Annotated in this window: 13 protein-coding genes and 1 pseudogene; 6 read left to right on the forward strand and 8 right to left on the reverse strand. The window is 68.1% G+C overall.

Features of this window, described 5'->3' with window-relative positions; all coding sequences use genetic code 11:
* Nucleotides 1-279: 279 nt before the first annotated feature.
* From E3328_RS21050 to E3328_RS21065, 3 genes are all read left to right on the forward strand, one after another.
* Nucleotides 280-1761: an alpha-N-arabinofuranosidase gene (locus tag E3328_RS21050; protein ID WP_135366620.1), complete on the forward strand. Its 1482-nt coding sequence runs from the start codon at nucleotides 280-282 to the stop codon at nucleotides 1759-1761.
* A gap of 966 nt (nucleotides 1762-2727) precedes the next feature.
* Complete coding sequence (locus E3328_RS22280; RefSeq protein WP_167837505.1) at nucleotides 2728-4956, forward strand: endo-1,4-beta-xylanase; 2229 nt, start codon at nucleotides 2728-2730, stop codon at nucleotides 4954-4956.
* 80 nt (nucleotides 4957-5036) lie between these two features.
* Nucleotides 5037-7166, forward strand: a complete 2130-nt coding sequence (locus tag E3328_RS21065) for an ABC transporter substrate-binding protein (RefSeq protein ID WP_246023081.1) — start codon at nucleotides 5037-5039, stop codon at nucleotides 7164-7166.
* A 1315-nt stretch (nucleotides 7167-8481) separates the two neighbouring features.
* Here the strand turns inward: E3328_RS21065 and E3328_RS22285 are convergent.
* Nucleotides 8482-8619 (reverse strand): hypothetical protein, encoded by a 138-nt coding sequence (locus E3328_RS22285; RefSeq protein ID WP_167837506.1) that lies wholly within the window; start codon nucleotides 8617-8619, stop codon nucleotides 8482-8484.
* A 435-nt stretch (nucleotides 8620-9054) separates the two neighbouring features.
* On the opposite strand from E3328_RS22285, the gene E3328_RS21070 reads away from it, so the two are divergent.
* Nucleotides 9055-10416 (forward strand): restriction endonuclease, encoded by a 1362-nt coding sequence (locus tag E3328_RS21070; RefSeq protein ID WP_135366621.1) that lies wholly within the window; start codon nucleotides 9055-9057, stop codon nucleotides 10414-10416.
* Nucleotides 10417-10608: 192 nt separating this feature from the next.
* On the opposite strand, the gene E3328_RS21075 is transcribed toward E3328_RS21070, so the two are convergent.
* On the reverse strand, nucleotides 10609-13968 hold the full coding sequence (locus E3328_RS21075) for an alpha-L-rhamnosidase (RefSeq protein WP_135366622.1): 3360 nt from the start codon (nucleotides 13966-13968) through the stop codon (nucleotides 10609-10611).
* A gap of 143 nt (nucleotides 13969-14111) precedes the next feature.
* On the opposite strand from E3328_RS21075, the gene E3328_RS21080 reads away from it, so the two are divergent.
* A complete protein-coding gene (locus tag E3328_RS21080) occupies nucleotides 14112-14384 on the forward strand; it encodes a hypothetical protein (RefSeq protein WP_135366623.1) in 273 nt (90 codons plus the stop codon).
* Between the two features lie 166 nt (nucleotides 14385-14550).
* Here E3328_RS21080 and E3328_RS21085 read toward each other — a convergent pair.
* Nucleotides 14551-14812: pseudogene (locus tag E3328_RS21085) on the reverse strand (NAD(P)/FAD-dependent oxidoreductase); the annotation flags it as partial.
* A gap of 32 nt (nucleotides 14813-14844) precedes the next feature.
* Between E3328_RS21085 and E3328_RS22865 the strand changes: the two are divergent.
* Nucleotides 14845-15072 carry a HalOD1 output domain-containing protein gene (locus tag E3328_RS22865; RefSeq protein ID WP_167837511.1) on the forward strand — a complete coding sequence of 76 codons (228 nt, stop codon included), beginning with the start codon at nucleotides 14845-14847 and terminating at the stop codon, nucleotides 15070-15072.
* Nucleotides 15073-15194: 122 nt separating this feature from the next.
* Here the strand turns inward: E3328_RS22865 and E3328_RS21090 are convergent, their stop codons facing one another.
* The 5 genes from E3328_RS21090 to E3328_RS21110 all read right to left on the reverse strand — a co-directional run bounded on the left by E3328_RS21090 (nucleotide 15195) and on the right by E3328_RS21110 (nucleotide 18791).
* Complete coding sequence (locus E3328_RS21090; RefSeq protein WP_135366624.1) at nucleotides 15195-16313, reverse strand: aminotransferase class V-fold PLP-dependent enzyme; 1119 nt, start codon at nucleotides 16311-16313, stop codon at nucleotides 15195-15197.
* A gap of 15 nt (nucleotides 16314-16328) precedes the next feature.
* Nucleotides 16329-16667: a thioredoxin family protein gene (locus E3328_RS21095; protein WP_209452257.1), complete on the reverse strand. Its 339-nt coding sequence runs from the start codon at nucleotides 16665-16667 to the stop codon at nucleotides 16329-16331.
* A gap of 116 nt (nucleotides 16668-16783) precedes the next feature.
* Nucleotides 16784-17410 (reverse strand): helical membrane plugin domain-containing protein, encoded by a 627-nt coding sequence (locus E3328_RS21100; RefSeq protein WP_135366625.1) that lies wholly within the window; start codon nucleotides 17408-17410, stop codon nucleotides 16784-16786.
* A gap of 2 nt (nucleotides 17411-17412) precedes the next feature.
* On the reverse strand, nucleotides 17413-18558 hold the full coding sequence (locus E3328_RS21105) for an NAD(P)/FAD-dependent oxidoreductase (protein ID WP_135366626.1): 1146 nt from the start codon (nucleotides 18556-18558) through the stop codon (nucleotides 17413-17415).
* Nucleotides 18555-18791, reverse strand: coding sequence for a sulfurtransferase TusA family protein (locus E3328_RS21110; protein ID WP_135366627.1), 237 nt, complete (start codon nucleotides 18789-18791; stop codon nucleotides 18555-18557). Before E3328_RS21110 ends, E3328_RS21105 begins: the two co-directional genes overlap by 4 nt.
* Nucleotides 18792-18825 lie beyond the last annotated feature (34 nt).

The raw sequence follows: 18825 nt of genomic DNA on the forward strand, positions 1-18825 counted from the left end.
CGGTCGATGTCGGGGATCCCCACCTCATTACGGATTCCAGTGATGTATGTAGATCTTATACTATTCCGTGAGCGATCCGCAGCAGGATTCCGAACACAGCAGGCAGGGTATCCGGAACTCTGTGTCAGCAGCCGGGAAGTCGATAGAAACGACCTGTGCGTGCGGGTTGCGGTATAGCTTATTCGATTAGCTTAGTCGATCAGCTACGTTACCGATCCTCGGGACGGCCACTTCACGAACTTATTTGTCGCTCACCGAAGTCGGGGACAGATATCGCCGATGGCACCCGATACTATCCGCGTCCGAACCAGCGAGGAGATCGACCGCGTCAATCCGGAGATCCACGGCCACTTCGCCGAGCACCTCGGCCGGTGCGTCTACGGCGGGCTCTGGGTCGGAGATGACGACCCGCTCCCGACGACAGACGGGATCCGGGAGGACACCGTGGAGTTGCTCTCGGAGCTCGGAGTCCACCAGCTCCGGTGGCCGGGCGGCTGTTTCGCGGACGCGTACCACTGGCGCGACGGGGTCGGCCCCCGCGAGGAGCGGCCCACCCGGCCGAACGACTTCTGGGCACAGGGCCGCGAGGACGCGTTCGTCGAGTCCAACGCCTTCGGGACCGAGGAGTTCCTGCGCCTCTGTGAACTCGTCGACGCGGAGCCGTTCCTGGCCGCGAACGTCGGCTCGGGCGACCCCCAGGAGGCCAAGGAGTGGGTCGAGTACTGCAACCGCGAGGACGACACGGCGCTGGCCCGGGAGCGGGCCGAGAACGGCTCGCCGGAGCCCCACGACGTGACCTACTGGGGCGTCGGCAACGAGAACTGGGGCTGCGGCGGGCAGTTCGACCCGGAGACGTACGCGAACGAGTTCCGCCGGTTCGCCCACTACATGCGCCTGCGCGGCGCCGAGGAGACGATCGCCTGCGGGCACGTCGACGAGGACTGGAACCGGCGGTTCCTCGCCGAGCTCACCGAGCCGGATCTCATGGATCACCTCTCGATCCACCGTTACTTCGGCCGCTGGGACGGCGACTGCGGGAGCGCCACCGAGTTCGACGAGGAACAGTACTACCTGCTGTTCGCCGAGTCGCTGAAGGTCGGCCGCCAGATCGACAGCGCGGCGGCCGCCATCGACACCTACGCGTCGACCGACGACGTGGGGATCGCGGTCGACGAGTGGGGCGCCTGGCACCCGGAGGCGACGAGCGAGAACGGGCTCGAACAGGAGAACAGCGTGCGCGACGCCGTCGCCGCCGCCGGCGTCCTCGACGACTTCAACAGGCGCGCGGACCTGGTGTCGATGGCGAACCTCGCCCAGACCGTGAACGTCCTGCAATGTGTCGTCCAGACCGACGAGGAGGCCGCGTGGCCGACGCCGACCTACCGGGTGCTGGACCTGTACAGCCCCCACGTCGGCGCCACGGCCGTCCGGACCCCCGTCGAGACCGACGAGGTCGAGACGGACCTGTGGGAGGTCCCCCTGGTCAGCGCCTCGGCCACCGTCGACGGCGGGGACACGTACGTCACGCTCAGCAACCGGTCGCTCGACGGGGAACGGACAGTCCGCGTCGCCGTGGGGGACGACGTCGGCGACGCCAGCGGCGAGGTCCTCTTCGCCGACCACGACCCCGCCGACTACTCCACCCGCGAGAACGCCGCCGCGTTCGAGTCGGCCGAACTCGACGTGACGACCGAGGACGGTGACCTCGTCGTCGACCTCCCGCCGAACAGCGTCGCGGGCCTGTCGATCGCGACGGCCTGAACCGACCGGCGCCGCCGGATCCGATTCCGATATTACCGTATCACCGTCGGCTTCGTGAAACCCCGCAACTCCCGGGCTACCGCGGCGTGTCGCGGTTCGACGGCGTCGTCCCCGAGTCTGAGGTACACTGATACCGTCGTGATATTCCGTGTCATCGACTCTAATCTTACCGGTAATACCGTAAATCCCTATTTTCGGGCGCTTCGATGGATTTCTCCCGTATTTCGAGACTGGTGGGCGAGCGACGATCGATACCACGGACGGAAAGTATCACGGTGAGAGCCGACGGAAAACCATCGTGTCCCGTTCGGGGCGCGTTCCCGACTGATCTGTCGCTTCTCCAGTCGACCGTTCGTGGGCCGAGGTGTCGACGGGATTACCGGACGGATGATACAGAGTAGACCACCGTTCGAGCGTTCTACCGAGCGGTTTTCCGGGGAACGATAGCCCGGGAGGGCGAGCACGTCGCACTACTGCGGACGGATCACGGTCGAATACCCCGGCGGATCCGGACCGTTCAGTCGCTGGCAGCGACTCCGCGGGGAAGACCTGACTGGACGATGTCGGGGCTGAACGGCGATCGTACGGCATACTCGTAGCGGAGAATCACCGGTAATTCGCGCTCAGCGCCCTCGTCGAACGCGGTCGTTGTTTCGTCACTCTGGAAATCCATCCGGGATAAGCGGACGCAACTGGGTACGCCGCAGCACCCGGCGGCTTCGATGCCACGCTGTGGGCTGCGAGCTACACAGCCGCCGATGTTCCCCGCAGACGCAAGATGACGGGGAGAACCGACCGGATCGTTTCGAGGACCGGACCCCGGGACTGTGCGACCGCCGCAGAACTCGGGGGGAGACGTGCTTCGAGTCGACCGGGCGGGAGTGACCCCGGAACGGTGCCGGCGACCGTGGTGGCACCGAAACTGATAAGTGAGAAAGTGAAAACTGGACTGCTATACGGACCCACATGACAAGAGACGAGATCGCCGAGCACGAGCGCAGATCGTTCCTGAAGTCGATGGCGGCGGTGTCCGCGGGGGCAGCGGTCCCGGCCGCGCCGGCCAGTGCCCGGTCGTCGCTGGACGAATACCACGAGACGCTCCGGGCCGACCTCACGGGGAGCCAGGGGCTCCCCGAGGGGGAGTTCGTGTACGCCACGACCGAGGAGGGGGCACTGGAGGCGTTCTCGCTCCAGGGCGGCGAGAACGGGTCCGAGTCGGAGATCGACGTGACAGCCGAGGGTGTCCCGATCACGGTGGCCGACCGGGTCGAGATCACCGAGGCGCCGGCGAACGCCTACTCCTACACGTACAAGGCGAACGTCCAGGACCGGTCGTTCGGCGAGGGGGACCTGCTCCTGGCGGTCGCGTACCTCCGGGGGGTCGACGCCGCGGGGGAAGACACCTCCCCCCGGACCCAGGCGGGGTTCAAGTGGCAGTACACGAACCCCGACGGGAGCACGGGCTACTCGGCCAACATGGTCGCCAGCTCCGCGAACGTCTCGCCGGGGTCGGACTGGGAGCGGTACTACTTTGTCGTCGACGTGGGCGCCAAGCCCGACGGGTCGGAGTTCCAGCCCTACGTGGAGTTCTGGACGGGGTTCGCCGAGCAGACGGTCGACTTCGGCGGGCTGGCGCTGGTCGACTACAGCGACACCGACGCCACGGTCGAGGACCTCAACGAGGCGCTGGTCTCCTACGACTACGAGGGACGCGCCGAGGACGCCCAGTGGCGCCGGGAGGCCAGCGAGCGGATCGAGGAGATCCGCAAGGCCGACCTCGAAGTCGAAGTCGTCGGCCCGGACGGCGACCCGGTCGAAGGGGCGACCGTCGACGTGTCCATGCGGGAACACGCGTTCGACTTCGGGGGCGAGTTCACGCTGTCGCAGATCGGCGACCGGTGGGACTCGGAACTCGCGGAGACCTACCGTGAGAAACACCTGGAGAACTTCAACAAGGCCGCGCTCACGAACGGGCTGAAGGTCTCGCCCTGGAACGGGGAGTGGGGGGAGGCGGTCAACCGGGAGACCGCGACGCGGGCCGTCCGGTGGCTGCTGGACAACGACGTGCCGACCCGCGGGCACGCGTTGGTCTGGGAGGAGTGGGGCTGGATGAACGTCGACCCCGACGGCTCCGACGAGGAGATCGACGAGCAGGTCACCGAGCGGATCCGGAACCGGGCCTCGGCGTTCCGGGGCGACCTCCCGGAGTGGGACATGCACAACCACCCGATCTGGCAGTCGAACATCCGCGACCAGATCGGCCCGGAGCACGCCCTCGAGTGGTGGGAGACGGCCCATGACGCCGCGCCCGACGCCCAGATGTACGTCAACGAGATGAACGTCGTCGCGGGCAGCAGCTACCGGGACCCCTACGACGAGTACATCTCGTGGCTGATGGAAAACGACGCCGGCGTCGAGGGGATCGGGTTCATGGGTCACTTCGACATCACCGCCCTGACCCCGCCGGAGGAGCTGCTGTCGGTGTTCGACCGGTTCGGCGAGCACGGCGTCCCGCTGCAGATCACGGAGTTCGACGTGCAGATGGACACCCGGGACAACGAGGCCAAGGTCGCCGCCCAGGCTGACTACGTCCGGGACGTGCTGACGGCGGCGTTCAGCCACGAGGCCGTCGAGGGGGTCATGTCGTGGTGTCTCTGGGACGAGGACGGCGACCCCCGGCGGTACTACGGCGAGGACTGGGAACTGCGCCCGCACGGCGAGGAGTACCAGCGGCTGGTCTTCGACGAGTGGTGGACCGAGGAGTCGGCCGAAACCGACGGCGACGGGACGTACTCGACCCGCGCGTTCGAGGGGGCCTACGAGGTCACCGCCGCCGACGGCGACCGGTCGAAGACGGTCACGACGACGGTCGCGGCCGACGGCGAGACGGTCGAGATCGCGCTGGAGGAGCGGTCGGACGCCGGGACGGCGACCGAAACCGACTCGTCCGGTCCGGCCTCGGCCGCCGACACGACCACGTCTCCGCCCACCGGCGCGGCTACGAGCGGCGACCGCACGGCCACGGGCGGCGACGGTGCGACCGAGGCGTCCGCGGCCGGGGACGGCGACGCCGCGACGGACACGCCCACGTCCGGGAGCGGTGCGCTGCCGGGTTCGGGCGCCGTCGCCGGCCTCGCCGGGCTGGCGGGACTCGCCGGCTACGGGCTCTCGCGGCGGACCGAAGACGACGAGTAGCGCCGGGGACCGATTCGACGCGGATGATGATCGAATATTAACATAATTTTTATCAATCCGTCTCGAATGGAGTGTGACGTATGCGAGACAGTGACAACGGAAGCGGGCGGAGCGTATCACGTCGCCGGTACGCGCAGATACTGGCCGGAATGGGCGTCGCCGGGCTGGCGGGCTGTCCGAGCGGCGGCGGGGACGGGACGCCGACCAGCGGCGGGGGCGGGGACACCGACACGCCCGGGGGCGACGGCGAGGACGACGAAGCGACGCCCACGTCGGCCGACGAGACCGCCACGGCGCGCGAACCGGCGACGGACACGCTGTCGTACGCCGTGTTGAACTCGCCGAGCGTGTTCGACTGGAACGCCTGGACGCCCCAGGACAACGCGGCGGGCGACGAGATGATGAAGGAGCTGACGGGGCTCCGGAACGTCCACACGCGGGAAGTCCACATGAGCGGCGTGACGCTGCCGGCGCCGCACAAGCCCGACCGGGAGGAGATCGAGGTCATGACCTGGTTCGAGAGCCAGGAGGTCGAGCCGCCGTTCGACTGGTGGCACGACCTCGACGACCGGGCGCGGTTCTGGAACGGCGACCCCTACGACGCGGTCACCCGGGAGAAACACGACCACGTGAACTTCTTCCAGGCCGGGAACAAGTTCACCGAGGGCGCGACGTTCAATTCCGAGGCCGAGTCTCAGTGGCGGTACCACGGCTGGTTCGACAAGGGCGAGGTCCCCGAACAGGATCCCAGCCCGCAGGCCCGCCAGGTCATCGCGGCCGCGGCCTACGAGCTGCAGCTCTCGGCGATGATGCACCCCGACTTCACGGACCCGTACATCGAGCGCTATCAGGACGCGGGCAACGCCGACCAGAGCCAGTCGATCACCGACGACCTGCAGAGCGACCGGATCCCGCTCCAGGAGCTCGCCGTCGAGGAGGGCAACGGCTGGGGCTCGGGGATGTACGTCCTCGAGACCATGGACGACGTGGGGTCGGAGAGCATGATACTCCACAAGGACGAGGACCACCCCAACGCCGACAACACCAACGTCGAGAAGCTGGAGATCCTGTGGGCATCCGGCGACCGCCTGCAGACGCTCCAGACCAACGGCGCGGTCGACTTCAACGCCGGCGCGGTCACGCCCAGCGGGTCGATGAACCGCGAGACGCTCCCGGACCACATGCAGGAGGTGACCCGCTTCCTCGACGCGGTCGCGGGCCACGTCTGGAAGCTCAACATGCGCGACGAACACCTCCAGAACCTCTGGGTGCGCCGCGCGCTGGTCGAGGCCATCGACTGGGAAGCCGTCGCCGCCAACGGCTGGGGCGAGGAGTCGTCGATCGTCACCGAACACGACACGTTCCTGCTGGACGCCCAGTCCGAGAGCACGTTCTCCGACGAGTTCCTCGACCAGCTGCACACCTACTCCCGCGAGCAGAACCTCGAAAACGCCAACGAGTACATGCGGCGGGCGGGCTACAGCAAGGAGGGCGACCAGTGGGTCGACCCGTCGGGCAACCCCGCCGAGATCGACCTGATGCAACACTCCGGCGGGACGGGCTACGTCCAGGGCTGTCAGACGGTCCGGGCGAACCTCGCCAACTGGGGCTTCGGCGTCAACTTCAGCACGGTGAACTACTCGACGTGGTCGAACAACATGGACCCCAACAGCGGGCTCAACTACGACTCGACCATCTTCTGGGCCGGGACGAACAACGTCTTCGGCTACTACACCGACCGCGGCGCGTGGTGGGGCGAGACGCTGCTGGGCGGCAGTCCCACCGCCGAGTCGCCCTACCGGCTCACCGAGGACGACGACTACGACACCCAGGGCCGGCCCGTCCACTGCGAGATCCCCAGCGAGGTCGGCTCCATCGAGGCGCCCGACCAGGCCGGGCTCGAACCGGACCTGGAGAACGGCGAGGAGGTCGACATGTTCGAGGTCGTCCAGAAGATCCAGCAGCCGGGCAACTCCGAGGAGGAACTCATGGAGCTGTACCGCACCTGCGCCCGGTGGTACAACTTCTACCTCCCGAACTTCGTGTTCCGCCAGGGGCTCTCCGGCGCCTGGGGCAACGTCCGGGACTTCGACTGGCCCCCCGCTGACAACAGGGCGCTGGACTTCAAGCGCGCCGGGGTCGTCGACGCCTCCGTCCTCGGCGGCGTGACCCAGGCCAGCTACGACACCGAGTTCCAGCCGCCGGAGTGAGCCCGTCGCGAGCCGCCGCGAATCGACGCTGAGCCGATCGAATTTTCGCTGTGTCACCTCGCCGCCGAGGCGTCACCTGCCGGTCCCCGACCCATCGGAACCGTCGAGACGCCGACACGGCCGCGTTCCGGCGCGGACAGCAGTCGCGAGCGAACCGCGCGACGCCTCGATAGCCCTCCCGCGGGGCAGCGATACAGACCGGAGGCCACGTCCGGTCGCCGCCCCTGATTCGCCCCGAAACGTCTGATTCGGCGATCGGGACCGTTCGGCGATCGACGCCTCGCTTCCCGAGTCCGACTGTCCGCCTAGACCGAACCGCCCTCCACAGCGTCCCCCACGTCAACGAGTAACACAAGCTTTCCACTATCGCTGGAATGCGCTCATAGCGGGAACGTCCGTTGTGATCCTCCGACAGCGTCGAGGTCGAGCACAGCGACAGTTCATACCGGTACCTCTCCACACAGATCCCGGCGGGAATAGATTACAGACATAATACTGGAATTTCGGGAGAGAATCCAGTAATGATGGAACCACGCAGGCGGCTCGTCCCGCCACTCCGGGAGCCCAACCGCCGTGAACCCTCGACCCGCGTTGTCCACAGAGTTACCAAATCGACAGTATATATTTGATTCCTATCTTTCTGGGTCTGTCGAGGCGGGCCGAACGCCCGTAATCGAGTCGGGAACGGCGCACGAGGGGCGACGGCGAGGTCGAGACCAGAACGCCACTCAAAGCGGCCTGCACCCGTCGGATATCCGTTCCCCGATCTCGGCCGACCGGGTGGCGCTGACCGTCCATCGAACGGTCGAAGCCGTGGACACTCGTCCGTCGAAAACGGACATAGTTCGGGAGAGGTGGAAAATATCGACATTTCCCCGAGATCAACAGGAGATCGGATTTTCCCGGAGGGACCAGTTCCACCGACCGAAGAGGACGAACACGGTCAGTAAAGACGTTTATTCTGACTATAATAGAGAATCAAAATGTATCGTATGTTTCGTCGATCCCCGTGAATTCGAATCCGAGCGAAGAGTCGGGGGCGCCGACTGGGGCGGGAGATGCGTCTCCCGGCTGGCGCCGTAACGCGCGATAGCGGACGGTTCGACTCCCGGGCGAACGTCAGTCCGGTCTCACCGTGAAGGGGCGGGAACTCGCCCCTCACGTCAGTCCTGTGGCCGGGATACTCTCCCCGTGTCTGCCCCGATCGCGAGCGCGGATCGATCCCCCGGTGTCAAACTCCACGGGACGACCGACGAGCCTCCCGGCTCGCCACTCGTTGCGGGGGAGTCACCGACCGCCTCGTCGAGTCGCGCCGTCAGGCCGTCGGTGATCCGGCCGACTCGTAGCCTGCGGTGGCGGTCAGCGACCGGGAGCCGCACTTGCTGCACTCCGGAGCTTCGAGGTCGGTGACCTGCTGTACGTGCTGGCAGTCCTCACAGACGACTTCGCGCATGGCTACACCACTGTCTCAGACCCCCTTGAAGGGGGAACGACGTTGCCCGGATTCCGGACAGTTCGAACCGTCCCACCCGGCGATGGGGACCTCATAATCCGGCGAGAGACGCGCGGAAGGTGCCGTTGCGGGACCGCGCCTGTTTCGACGAGGAGGAGCGCTCTACGGTTCGATATCGGTGCCATAGGAAGTGATTTTCCGCCGGTAATTTCCGGTTTCGAGGGTCGGGGCGCAGGCTAGCGGGACACCGTCTGAGCGCGGTGATCGCGACAGCGCCGGCCCGGGAGCGAACGGGAGTAAGATCGTGCTTCGGTCGACGGAGCGGTCGGGACGGCGGTCGTTCACCGGAAACGCGGTGTGGGGCCGGGCCGAGATCCGGACGAGGATCTCCAGGGGAACGTATTTGTGGACCGATGCGCAGTAGTCGGTAATCAGATGGCAGTGCTGGACGACCTCTCGGGGTTCGAGTTCGAGGACCTGATGGAGGACGTGTTCCGGAACCTCGGGTACGAGCGGGTGCGCCAGGCGTCGAAGACCGCCGACGAGGGGCGGGACATCCTGATGGAGGAGGTCGTGGACGGGCGTCGCCGGGCCGTCATCGTCGAGTGCAAGCACACGGAGTCGGTCGGGCGCCCGGTCGTCCAGAAGCTCCACTCGGCGATCGCGACGTTCGAGTTCGACGGGCCGAAACGCGGGATGGTCGTCACGACGGGCCGGTTCACCGGGCCCGCCGAGGCGTACGCGGCCGACCTCCGGGAGCGGGACGACCCCTATCCCATCGAACTCGTCGACGGCACCGACCTGCGTGAGATCGCCGAGGAGGTCGGACTCGACCTGTACAACGGGCGGATCGAGATCCTCTGCGACGAGACGCTGCGGCCGTTCGACCCCGCGGGCGGCGTGCACCGGCCGGTCGAGACCGCGCTGCGGGACGTCGAGAACCTCGACCCGGCGACGCTGCCGCGGCCCCACGCCGAGGTGACCTTCCGGCCGGTGGTGTCGGTCACCGCCGACGCCGACGCCGTGTTCGAAACGTCGGTCGGGGTGATCCACCGCGTCGACGACCGGACGACGCTCGTCGTCCACGCCGACCGCGGGCACCCGGAGGTCGCGGGCGGGACCGTCGCCCGACTCGTCGAGAACAACTCCCACGCGCGGGTCGACCTGGACGACGAGTTAGTCGAAGCGTTCGACGCCGTGACCGAGCGTCGGTTCGGCCAGACGGAGACGGAGTACAGGGAGTGGGCCGTCGAGCGCCTGTGCGAGCGGTACGCGACGACGGTCACCTACACCGGCGACAACAACGTGACCTACGAGAAGACCTGCGAGCCCAACCAGTCGGACATCTCCGTCCGCGCCATCGACCCGGTGTACCTCCCGCAGGTCCGCCAGACCGTCGAGTCGGGCGAGTACACGTACCCGCTGGAGTACTACGCGGCCGGGCCTTCCCGGGCCACGATCGAAGACGGGATCCATCGCTGCGTCCACTGCGAGACGGCGGGCGACGACGAGACCTACACCTACTGCGAGAACTGCGGGAGCATCAGCTGTCCGAGCCACGTCAGGACCGAACGCCTGGAGGGCGAGCCGGTGTGTACGGGCTGTGCCGTCACCGGGCGGTTCGCGCTGAAGACGAAGTACTTCTACGACGAGGCAAACCGCGAGGCCTTCCGCGAGGAGTACGAGGCCATGCCGGTCCACGAGAAGGCACAGGAGAACGTGCCCCTGGTCGTCGGCGCCGTGGCGACGGCGCTGCTGGCGTTCGTGGCACTCGTCGTCTCGACCGGGCTGGTCTGAGCGAACCGTCCGTCGCGATACGCGGTTCCGAACGAACGACGGAGGCGCCTGCGCTGGCGCGCCCCTCGGAGCCGTATGTAACAAACGCGTTCGCTCTCCCGAGTATCGTTACAGAAGACAGTACGGAAGCAGTCCTCCAGTCGGCGGATCTCGGGGATAGCCGCTGCGAGGGCGCCGCCGAAACGACGGCGGTCAGACCACCGTGAACTCGTAGGTCCCGGCGCCGACCTCGACCAGGAGGTCGCCGTCGTCGCGGGCGGTTTCGGTCACGCCCTCGGGAAGCGATCCGTCCACGGGCGAGCCCGACTCGCGAACGGTCGCGTCGGCGGCGTCGGGGAGTCGAACCGTCGCCGTCCCGTTCCAGGGGACGGTCACCGACAGCGAGTAGCCGTCGTCGGTGCGCTCCCACGCGCTCGCGAGATCGCCGTTAGGCGTCTCGACGCTGGCCTCCGCCCAGTCGAGGTCGTCGACGAGCGCCGGGGCGATCTCGACGTGGGCGGTCACGGGCTCGTCGCCGATCCGGATCCCCGCGAGCACCTCGTAGAAGAACTCCGAGACGTGGGTGAACGGCGAGTGGTTGAGCGAGTTCATCCCGGAGCCGACGGCTTCGTCGGAGTCCCACCGCTCCCACATCGTCGTCGCGCCCTGCCGGGCCATGTACACCCAGCCCGGCCGCTCGGGCTGGCTGACGACCTCGTAGGCCACGTCGGCGTAGCCGTGAGCGGCGAGCGTGTGGATCAGCGGCCGCGTGCCGAGGAACCCAGTCCGGAGTTTGCCACCGTCCGAGCGTACTTTTTCGGCGAGGTTGGCGGCGACGCGGTCGACCTCCTCGTCGGGGACCAGCCCCAGAAAGAGCGGGACGGCAAAGGACGACTGCGTGCCGGGGCCGAACTCGCCCGCGTCGGCGTCGAAGAAGCGGTCGCGGAACGCCGCCGCGACATCGTCGGCCCGGTCGCGGTAGCGCTCGGCGTCCGCGTCGTTGCCGAGGACGCCGGCGACCTTCGCGAACGTCTCGGTCACCTGGTAGAGGAACGCGGTGTTGAACAGGTCGTGAGGGAGGCCGCGCCGGGGTTCCTCGGGGTCGGTGTTCTCGAAGGCGAGCCAGTCGCCGTACTTGCCGTACTCGCCGGGGAGGACCCCGTCCTCGGCGACCGAGAGCCAGTAGTCGACGTAGTCGCCCATTCCCTCGTAGTGCTCGCGCAGGATCCCCAGATCGCCGTCGTGGCGGTAGCAGTACCACGGGAGCATCACGCGGGTGACCGACCACGTCGGGTCGGCGGGGTCCTCCGGCGACTTGTCCGGGATCACGTCGGGGACGTAGCCCATCTCGGAGGCGGCGTCGGCGTGGTCGCGCTGCCACTTCTCCTCGAAGCGGACGGCGTCGAAGTTGAAGAGGAGCGCCCGCGTGGATATCTGGGCGTCGCCCGTCCAGCCGAACCGCTCGTCGCGCTGGGGGCAGTCCTCCGGGATCCCGTGGGTGTTGCCCCGCAGGCCCCAGACGGCGTTGTGCTGGACCGCCGAGAGGTCGTCGTTCGAGCAGTCGAAGCTCCCGCGGCGGTCCATCGCCGTGTGGACGACCTTCGCGGTCACGTCCTCGGGGCTCAGTTCGCCCGGGTACCCGGATATCTGCGCGTAGCGGAACCCGTGGTAGGTAAACCGGGGTTCGTAGGTCTCGCGGTCGTCGCCACGGGCGAGGTAGGTGTCGGTCGCGTCGGCGCTGCGGAGGTCGGTCGTCGAGAGGTCGCCCGCGTCGGTCAGCGCCTCGGCGTGGCGGACCGTGACCTCGTCGCCGGCGTCGGCGCCCTCGACCGCGAATTCGACCCAGCCGGTGAGGTTCTGCCCGAAGTCGAGGATCGGTCCCTCGGGGTGGTCGCGGACGGCCTCGGGCTCGAACGTCTCGACGACGCGCATCGACTCGACGCGCTGGGGGCGCAGCGTGCCGCCCGCCGCGTCGACGACGGCCGCGGAGTCCCAGTCTGCGTCGGGGTCCCCGGCGCTGGAGTCGCCGTCTCCGTCGTCGCCGTCCGCCCCCGGGGCGGCCCAGCCTGGTCGTTCGCGCCGGGCATCGTAGACCTCCCCGTCGTAGATGTCGTTTTCGACGATCGGGCTCTCCGCCGCCGCCCAGTCCGGTCCGGTCGCGATCCGGCGGGTCCGTCCGTCAGCGAACTCGACGGTGAGCACCGCGCGGGCGCGGGGCGACCCGTCGGCCAGCCAGTGGGCGCTGCGCTTGGCGAACCAGCCGCGGCCGAGCCAGATCCCGAGCGCGTTTTTCCCCGCTTTCAGCCGGTCGGTCAGGTCGTGAGTCGCGTAGGTGACGCGGGACTCGTAGTCGGTCCAGACGGGGTCGAGCCGGCGGTCGCCGACGCGGTCGCCGTTGCAGTACAGCTCGCCGTAGCCGACGGCGGCGACGTGGACCCGCGCCGCGCCGACCTCGCCGTCGAGGTCGAACTCCCGGCGGAGCAGCGGCGACGCCGCGGCCATCCGCGACTCGGTGACGCCGTTCACGAGGTGCTCGCGTCCCCAGGTATCGGTCTCGACGCTCGACGAGGCGGCCACGTCGCCGCCGCGGGCGAGGTCGGTCCCGTCGAACCCCTCGACGGTGAGCCCGGCCAGGGCGAAACAGGCCCACTCGTCGTGGGACTCGACGCGTCGGTCGGGCCCGTCGGCGGAGGACGGGTCCCCGGAGGCGGGCGTCACGGTGGGAAGGTCGGTCGCGGTGACGCGGACGTACCGGCCGCGGGCGTCACCGGCGTCGTGGGTCCGTGTGCGGACCGCCCGCTCCGGCTGGCCGTCGGTCGACCCGGCGTCGGCGACCGAGTCGGTCGATACCTCGGCGACCGTCGTCGCCGCGTCGAAGTCGGGGTCGTCGGCGACTTCGACGCGATAGCCCTCAGGGAAGCCGAACGCGGCGAGCGGGTCGTCGTCCCACGATGTCGTGACCGCGTAGTCGTCGGGCGTCCGGACGACCGTGACCGGGTCGGCCGGGTGGAGTTCGATCTCGGCGATGTCCCGTCGCTCCCCGAGGTCGACCCGGACCCACGGGTCGTCACGGTCGCCCACATCGTCGGCGTCGCCGGCCGCGCTCGGGTCGGCAGTCGCGTCCGGATCCCGCCACCGGCTGCGCCAGCCGTCCGTGTCGCCCTCGCCGGGCTGGTGGGTGATCCACTCGCCGCGCCAGTCCTCGGGGGCCAGCGCCGTCGCGAACTCCGCGGGGTCGGCCCACGGCGTCTCGCCCGCGTCGGTCCACAGCCTCACCGACCAGTAGTAGGTCGCGTCCGCGGCGAGGTCGGGACCGCCGTAGGCGACGCTCGTCGCGCGCTCCGAGTCGACCCGCCCGGAGTCCCACAGGTCGCCGCGACCGGCCGCGACCCGCTCGCGGTCGCGCCCGACCACGACCCGGTAGGCGGTCTGGTGCGCGCCGCGCCGTTCGGTCGCGATACGCCAGCCGAATCGGGGTGTGTCCGTCGGGTCGACGTTGCCCGGCGCCCGTTCGTACTCGACGGCCAGGGCCGTCGGCGCCGGCGAGCTCCGGTCGTCCGCTGTGTCGTTCATGGACTGTGGCGCGCGGCCAGTCACGTAAAGCGTCGGGACCCGGCACCCGTCGCCGGCTGCCGACTGTGTCGCCGCGGGAGCGCGGCTTCTCCACTCCCCGCCGGATCGAGGGATTGAACCGCTCCGGGCCCGTGGAACCGGCAATGGCAGAGCGCACGTACCGGTGCTCGAACTGCCTCGACAGCACCGTCGCGCGGGACTTCGACGTGTCGCACCTCTCGGTGACCTGCGAGGACTGCGGGGAGTTCGCCCGGTTCGTCAACGACGACGTGTTCGAGCAGTACCGCGCCTTCGAGGACTCGCCGCCGGAACACCTCGACTGGGACCGGCTCGACCGCGCCGAGAAGTTCCTCGTCAGCGACCAGGTCGTCCGCGAGGGCCGGTCGATCGAGGACTTCGAGATCACCGAGGGGTAGCTCGTCGGGCCGAACCCTTGCCGGCGAAGGCGGTTCCGAGAGAGGACCGAAGCCCGGGAACGCTCGACACCGCGTCCGTCGAAGAAAGCCAGCGGGACCGTCCCGAACGGTTCGACGCGACCCGTCCCCGGAACCAGTGGGCCTGAAACGCCTCAGTCGGCGTCGTCCGCCGTCTCCTCGCCGGCGTCTTCGACGAGAGCTTTGCGCGGAGCTCGTCGCGGCGGTGGACGACCGTCACCGAGTCGGCGAACTTCGCGAGGAACAGCGCTTCTTCCATCGCGCTGTCGCCGACGACGACGAGCACGTCGTCGCCGCGGTGGAACGCGCCGTATCAGCTCCGTCCCGCCGACGCCCTCGGGGAACCCGAGGTAGTTCTCGACATCGGTCGTCAGCGTCAGCTGGCCGCCGGGCTCGTCGCCCTCCAGGACATGGCCGACGCCGACATCCAGCTCCTCGTCTAATCACCGATGAACGAACTCGAAGGCCGGTTCCCCACGTCGTCGATGCCGTCGCGGAGGCAGAGGGCGTCGAGCCAGCGACACTCGACCCGCCGCTAGCAGAGATCGTTGACCCGGACGCGCTCGAAACGTTGATCGAGGATTCCACGGCGTCTGACCTCGAGGTTCGGTCCGCGTATCGTGGTCACGACATCGTCGTCGACGACAGCGGTCGCGTACAGGTCGACTGAAGCGGACGGAACTTCTCTCCGATAGCGGATCCACCGACGGCCACTCCAGCAGCGCCGTCCGATTTCAACGAGTCGTCTCCGAGAAACTATCGTAGCAGGGGCAGCGGAGAACGGTGGTCGCGTCAGGACCACTCCGATTCGAGGGCGTCCAGTAGCTTCTCGATCTCGGCGTGCGTGTTGACCGCGTGGACAGACGCGCGGACGGCATCGGGCGTCGGCAAGGCACGAACGACGATTCCCTCCGACGCGAGTCGGTCGACCGTCGCTTCGGGGTCGTCCACGTCGATTGTCACGAGTCCTGACTCGGGATCCGAGGGACTGAGAAGGCGGTCCTCGGGGACGCCATCGGCCAGCTGGCCGGCCAATTGCTGGCTCCGGTCGGCGATACGGTCGACGCCGACCTCGTTGATCGCGTCGATGGCCTCGCCCAGAGCGACGTGCGGAGCCGGGTTCGACGACCCGACCTCGAATCGACGGGCCCCGGCCGCGAACTCGTAGGGGTCCGCAGTCGGCGTTTCGACGCTCCGGTAGCCGACTGTGGCGGGCCGGAGCGCTTCAGCAGCGTTGCGGTCGACGTAGAGGAAGCCGCCGCCCCACAGCCCCAGCAGCCACTTGTGTCCGGCCGCCGCGACTGCGTCCGCGCCCCACTCGCCGACATCCATCGGGAGCTGTCCCGGCACCTGCACGGCGTCGACGAGGGCGAACGCGCCGGCCTGGTGAGCGATGTCGACGAGGTCGCCGACGGGCAACCGGGTACCGTGCGTCCAGGTCACGGCGCTGAAACACGCCAGCTTCGCGCCGTCGACGGCCTCGGCGAAGGCGTCGCGGTCGACGCGGCCGCGCTCGGTTTCGACGACGCGAACGTCGACGCCCTCCTGTTCCAGGCGTTGCCACGGGAGCGTTCCGGCCGGGTGTTCGAGGTCGGTTCGAACGACGGTATCGCCGGGCTCCCAGTCGATGGCGTTCGCGACGGCGTTGATGCCCGCGGTCGTGCTCTCCGTGAGCGCGATCTCGTCGTCGTCCCCACCGACAAAGGTGGCGACGCGCTCCCGTACTCGGTCGTACGCGTCGAACGCCACCTCGTAGGGGTCGTTTCGCGTGCTCGTTTCGTACTCGTGTGACCGCACGAACTCGTCGGCGGCCTCGACGACGTACTGCGGACTCGGCCCGTGAGCGCCGAAATTCATGTAGACGTCCTCGTGCAGGGCGGGCGTGTCGGCGCGGAGCTCTCTGGGGTTCATCTCGTTCTCCGAGAATTAGTCGCTGTACCGGGCGATCAGGTCTCGAAGCGACTGTTCGGTCTGGCCGCCGCGGAGTCGTTTCACCGGCTCGCCGTCCACAAACAGGACGAACGTGGGCGTGCTCTGGGCACCGAACTCGATCGCGGTTTCGAGATTGGATTCGATGTCGACCGTCAGGACCGTCGCGTCCGTGTCGACGGCGATCGTCTCGAGAACCGGCTCCATCCGTTTGCAGGTGCCACACCACTCCGTGTAGAACTCCACGAGCGCGACGCTGCTGTCTTCGACGATCGTTTCGATGTCGGAATCACCGAGCGAAACCACGCTGTCCGTCTCTACTGTCTGTGTTGCCATTACCGGACTCTACGCACCGGATGTTTAATAGTCTTGGGCTAACCACACAATAGTATTGGGGCGGTCGATCCTCGTCTGCATCGAGTGGGAGAGTGACCCGGATCGGGGAGTACCCGTTAGCGTGACTCCTCGGTGGATTGCGCACGGCCGAGCGCACCTGCAAGTGCCAGCAGATAGCCCAGCCCGTACTGGACGTCCGGATCACGTAATCCGCGAAGCAGGCCAACGGCCCCAACCTGCTCGGGGGAGTTCCGCTCCGCTTCACCGACGCTCTCCAGCAGCCGTTCGATGCCGTCGCGGGTGTCGTCGTCGGACGCCGTCTGCGCGACCTCACTGAGCGCGGCACCGGTGCCGGCTAGCGACGTGACCATCTCGTCGTCGAGCGCCGCGGTCGCCAGCGACCCGACCTCGGCGAGTTCGGCCAGCTCGTCGAGCGTGCCGCTGCGCTGGAGCGCGAGCAACGTATCGAGTGCGTCCCGCAGTTCGTCGCCGTTCTCTCCGACCGTCTCGGCGAGCGCCACGGTCTCGTCGGTCGCCAGCCCGTCGGCCGACTCCGCCAGCGTCGATCCCGTGGCCGAGAGCTCCCGGACCATCTCGTCGTCGAGTGCGCTCTCGCCCAGCGAGAGCACGTTCAGGAGCTCGTTGACCGCGTCGAGGTGGTCCACAAACTCGGCGACCGCCTCGGGGTTCTGTTCGATCGCCGCCTCCAGCTCGGACCGCTCGGGACTCTGCTGGTCGGACATGGTCAGAGCAGTCCCCGTGCAGTCAGCCAGTAGGACTCGTTGTACGCCAGCTTCGACCAGTGGAGTTTCTCCGAGGGCGGCGCCGGCGACGGCGGAGTCTCGTAGTCGAACTCGACGAACGACGCCGCGTCCATTCCGGTCTCGATGAAACACAGCGTCTTCCCGTCGTAGGTCGCCGTCGCCGGGAGGCCGCGGATCTCGCTGGCGAGCCGCTGGCCGACGACGCCGGCCTGGTAGTGGGCGACGCTCCCGGCGTTCGGGACGCCGGTATCGGCGGTGTCCCCGAGCGCGTAGACGTTCTCGGCGGCCTCGGCTTCCAGCGTGTGTTTGTCGACGTCGACCCAGCCATCGTCGCCAAGGCCGGCTTCCTCGATCAGGTCGACGCCGCCGTGGGGTGGAATGGTTACGAGGAGGTCGTAGTCGAGTTCGGTCCCCTCCATCGACGTGATCGTTTCCGCCTCGGGGTCGACCGACTCGGCGTTGAAGAACGTCTCCACCTGGATGTCCCGTTCCTCCATGATGGGCTGGGCCCACTCGGCAATGTGGGGGTTGCCATGGACGCGCTGTATCGGGTACGTGTAGGTGATGTCGACGTCCTCACGGAGGCCGCGCTTGCGGAACCAGTCGTCAGCCATGAAGACGAACTCCAGCGGCGCAGCCGGGCACATATGGGGGGTTCCGATAACACTCAACACGAGCTCGCCCTCCGTGAACTCCAGTAGTTCCTCGCGCAGGTCGGTCGCGCCCGACTCGCTGTAGTAGTTGTGACCGCCCTCCGCGAGGCCGGGGATCTGGTCGGGCTCCAGCGTCGACCCGGTCGCCAGCACGAGGTAGTCGTACTCGATCGGCGAGGTGGCCCCGCGGAATCGGAGTCGCTGGCCGTCGGTGTCGATGTCGGTCACGCGGTCGATCCGGAGGTCGACGGCGTCGTCGACGAGTTCGCCGAGGCGGCGCCGACCGTCTGTCGGTTCGCGCTTGTCGAACGGCACGTACAGCCAGACCGGTTTGTAGACGTGGTCGGGGTCGTCGTTGACCAGCGTAACGCGAACGTCGCCGGCGTCGAGTTCCGAGTCGAGCCGGTCGGCGAGGTCGTTCGCGAGGACGGTCCCGCCGGTCCCGCCGCCGACGATGACGACGTGCTCGGTCATGCTTTCTCCACGTAGAACGCGTTGTGGTCGTCGCGTTCCTCGACCGTGAGCAGTTCGTTGCCGGCTTCCTCGACCCACTCGGGCACGTCGGTGAGCGACTGGTCGTTGTCGCTCAGGAGTCGGATCACGTCCCCCGACTCGGCGCTCCGGATCGTTCCGATGAGGTCCATCAGCGGACCGGGGCAGGCTGCGCCTCTGGCGTCGACCGTATCGTCAGGCTCGATGTCGGTCACGGATATCTCACAGGAAGCAGTTGGGAACGGGCAG

This window comes from Halosimplex halophilum (genome assembly GCF_004698125.1).
Classification (GTDB): Archaea; Halobacteriota; Halobacteria; order Halobacteriales; family Haloarculaceae; genus Halosimplex; species Halosimplex halophilum.

Excerpts from the sequence above, each read along its gene's own strand:
- E3328_RS21100 (WP_135366625.1), bottom strand. The coding sequence starts at position 17,410 with ATGTCCGACCAGCAGAGTCCCGAGCGGTCCGAGCTGGAGGCGGCGATC.
- E3328_RS21105 (WP_135366626.1), bottom strand. The coding sequence starts at position 18,558 with ATGACCGAGCACGTCGTCATCGTCGGCGGCGGGACCGGCGGGACCGTC.
- E3328_RS22280 (WP_167837505.1), top strand. The coding sequence starts at position 2,728 with ATGACAAGAGACGAGATCGCCGAGCACGAGCGCAGATCGTTCCTGAAG.
- E3328_RS21050 (WP_135366620.1), top strand. The coding sequence starts at position 280 with ATGGCACCCGATACTATCCGCGTCCGAACCAGCGAGGAGATCGACCGC.
- E3328_RS21065 (WP_246023081.1), top strand. The coding sequence starts at position 5,037 with ATGCGAGACAGTGACAACGGAAGCGGGCGGAGCGTATCACGTCGCCGG.
- E3328_RS21070 (WP_135366621.1), top strand. The coding sequence starts at position 9,055 with ATGGCAGTGCTGGACGACCTCTCGGGGTTCGAGTTCGAGGACCTGATG.
- E3328_RS22285 (WP_167837506.1), bottom strand. The coding sequence starts at position 8,619 with ATGCGCGAAGTCGTCTGTGAGGACTGCCAGCACGTACAGCAGGTCACC.
- E3328_RS21080 (WP_135366623.1), top strand. The coding sequence starts at position 14,112 with ATGGCAGAGCGCACGTACCGGTGCTCGAACTGCCTCGACAGCACCGTC.
- E3328_RS21075 (WP_135366622.1), bottom strand. The coding sequence starts at position 13,968 with ATGAACGACACAGCGGACGACCGGAGCTCGCCGGCGCCGACGGCCCTG.
- E3328_RS21090 (WP_135366624.1), bottom strand. The coding sequence starts at position 16,313 with ATGAACCCCAGAGAGCTCCGCGCCGACACGCCCGCCCTGCACGAGGAC.
- E3328_RS21095 (WP_209452257.1), bottom strand. The coding sequence starts at position 16,667 with ATGGCAACACAGACAGTAGAGACGGACAGCGTGGTTTCGCTCGGTGAT.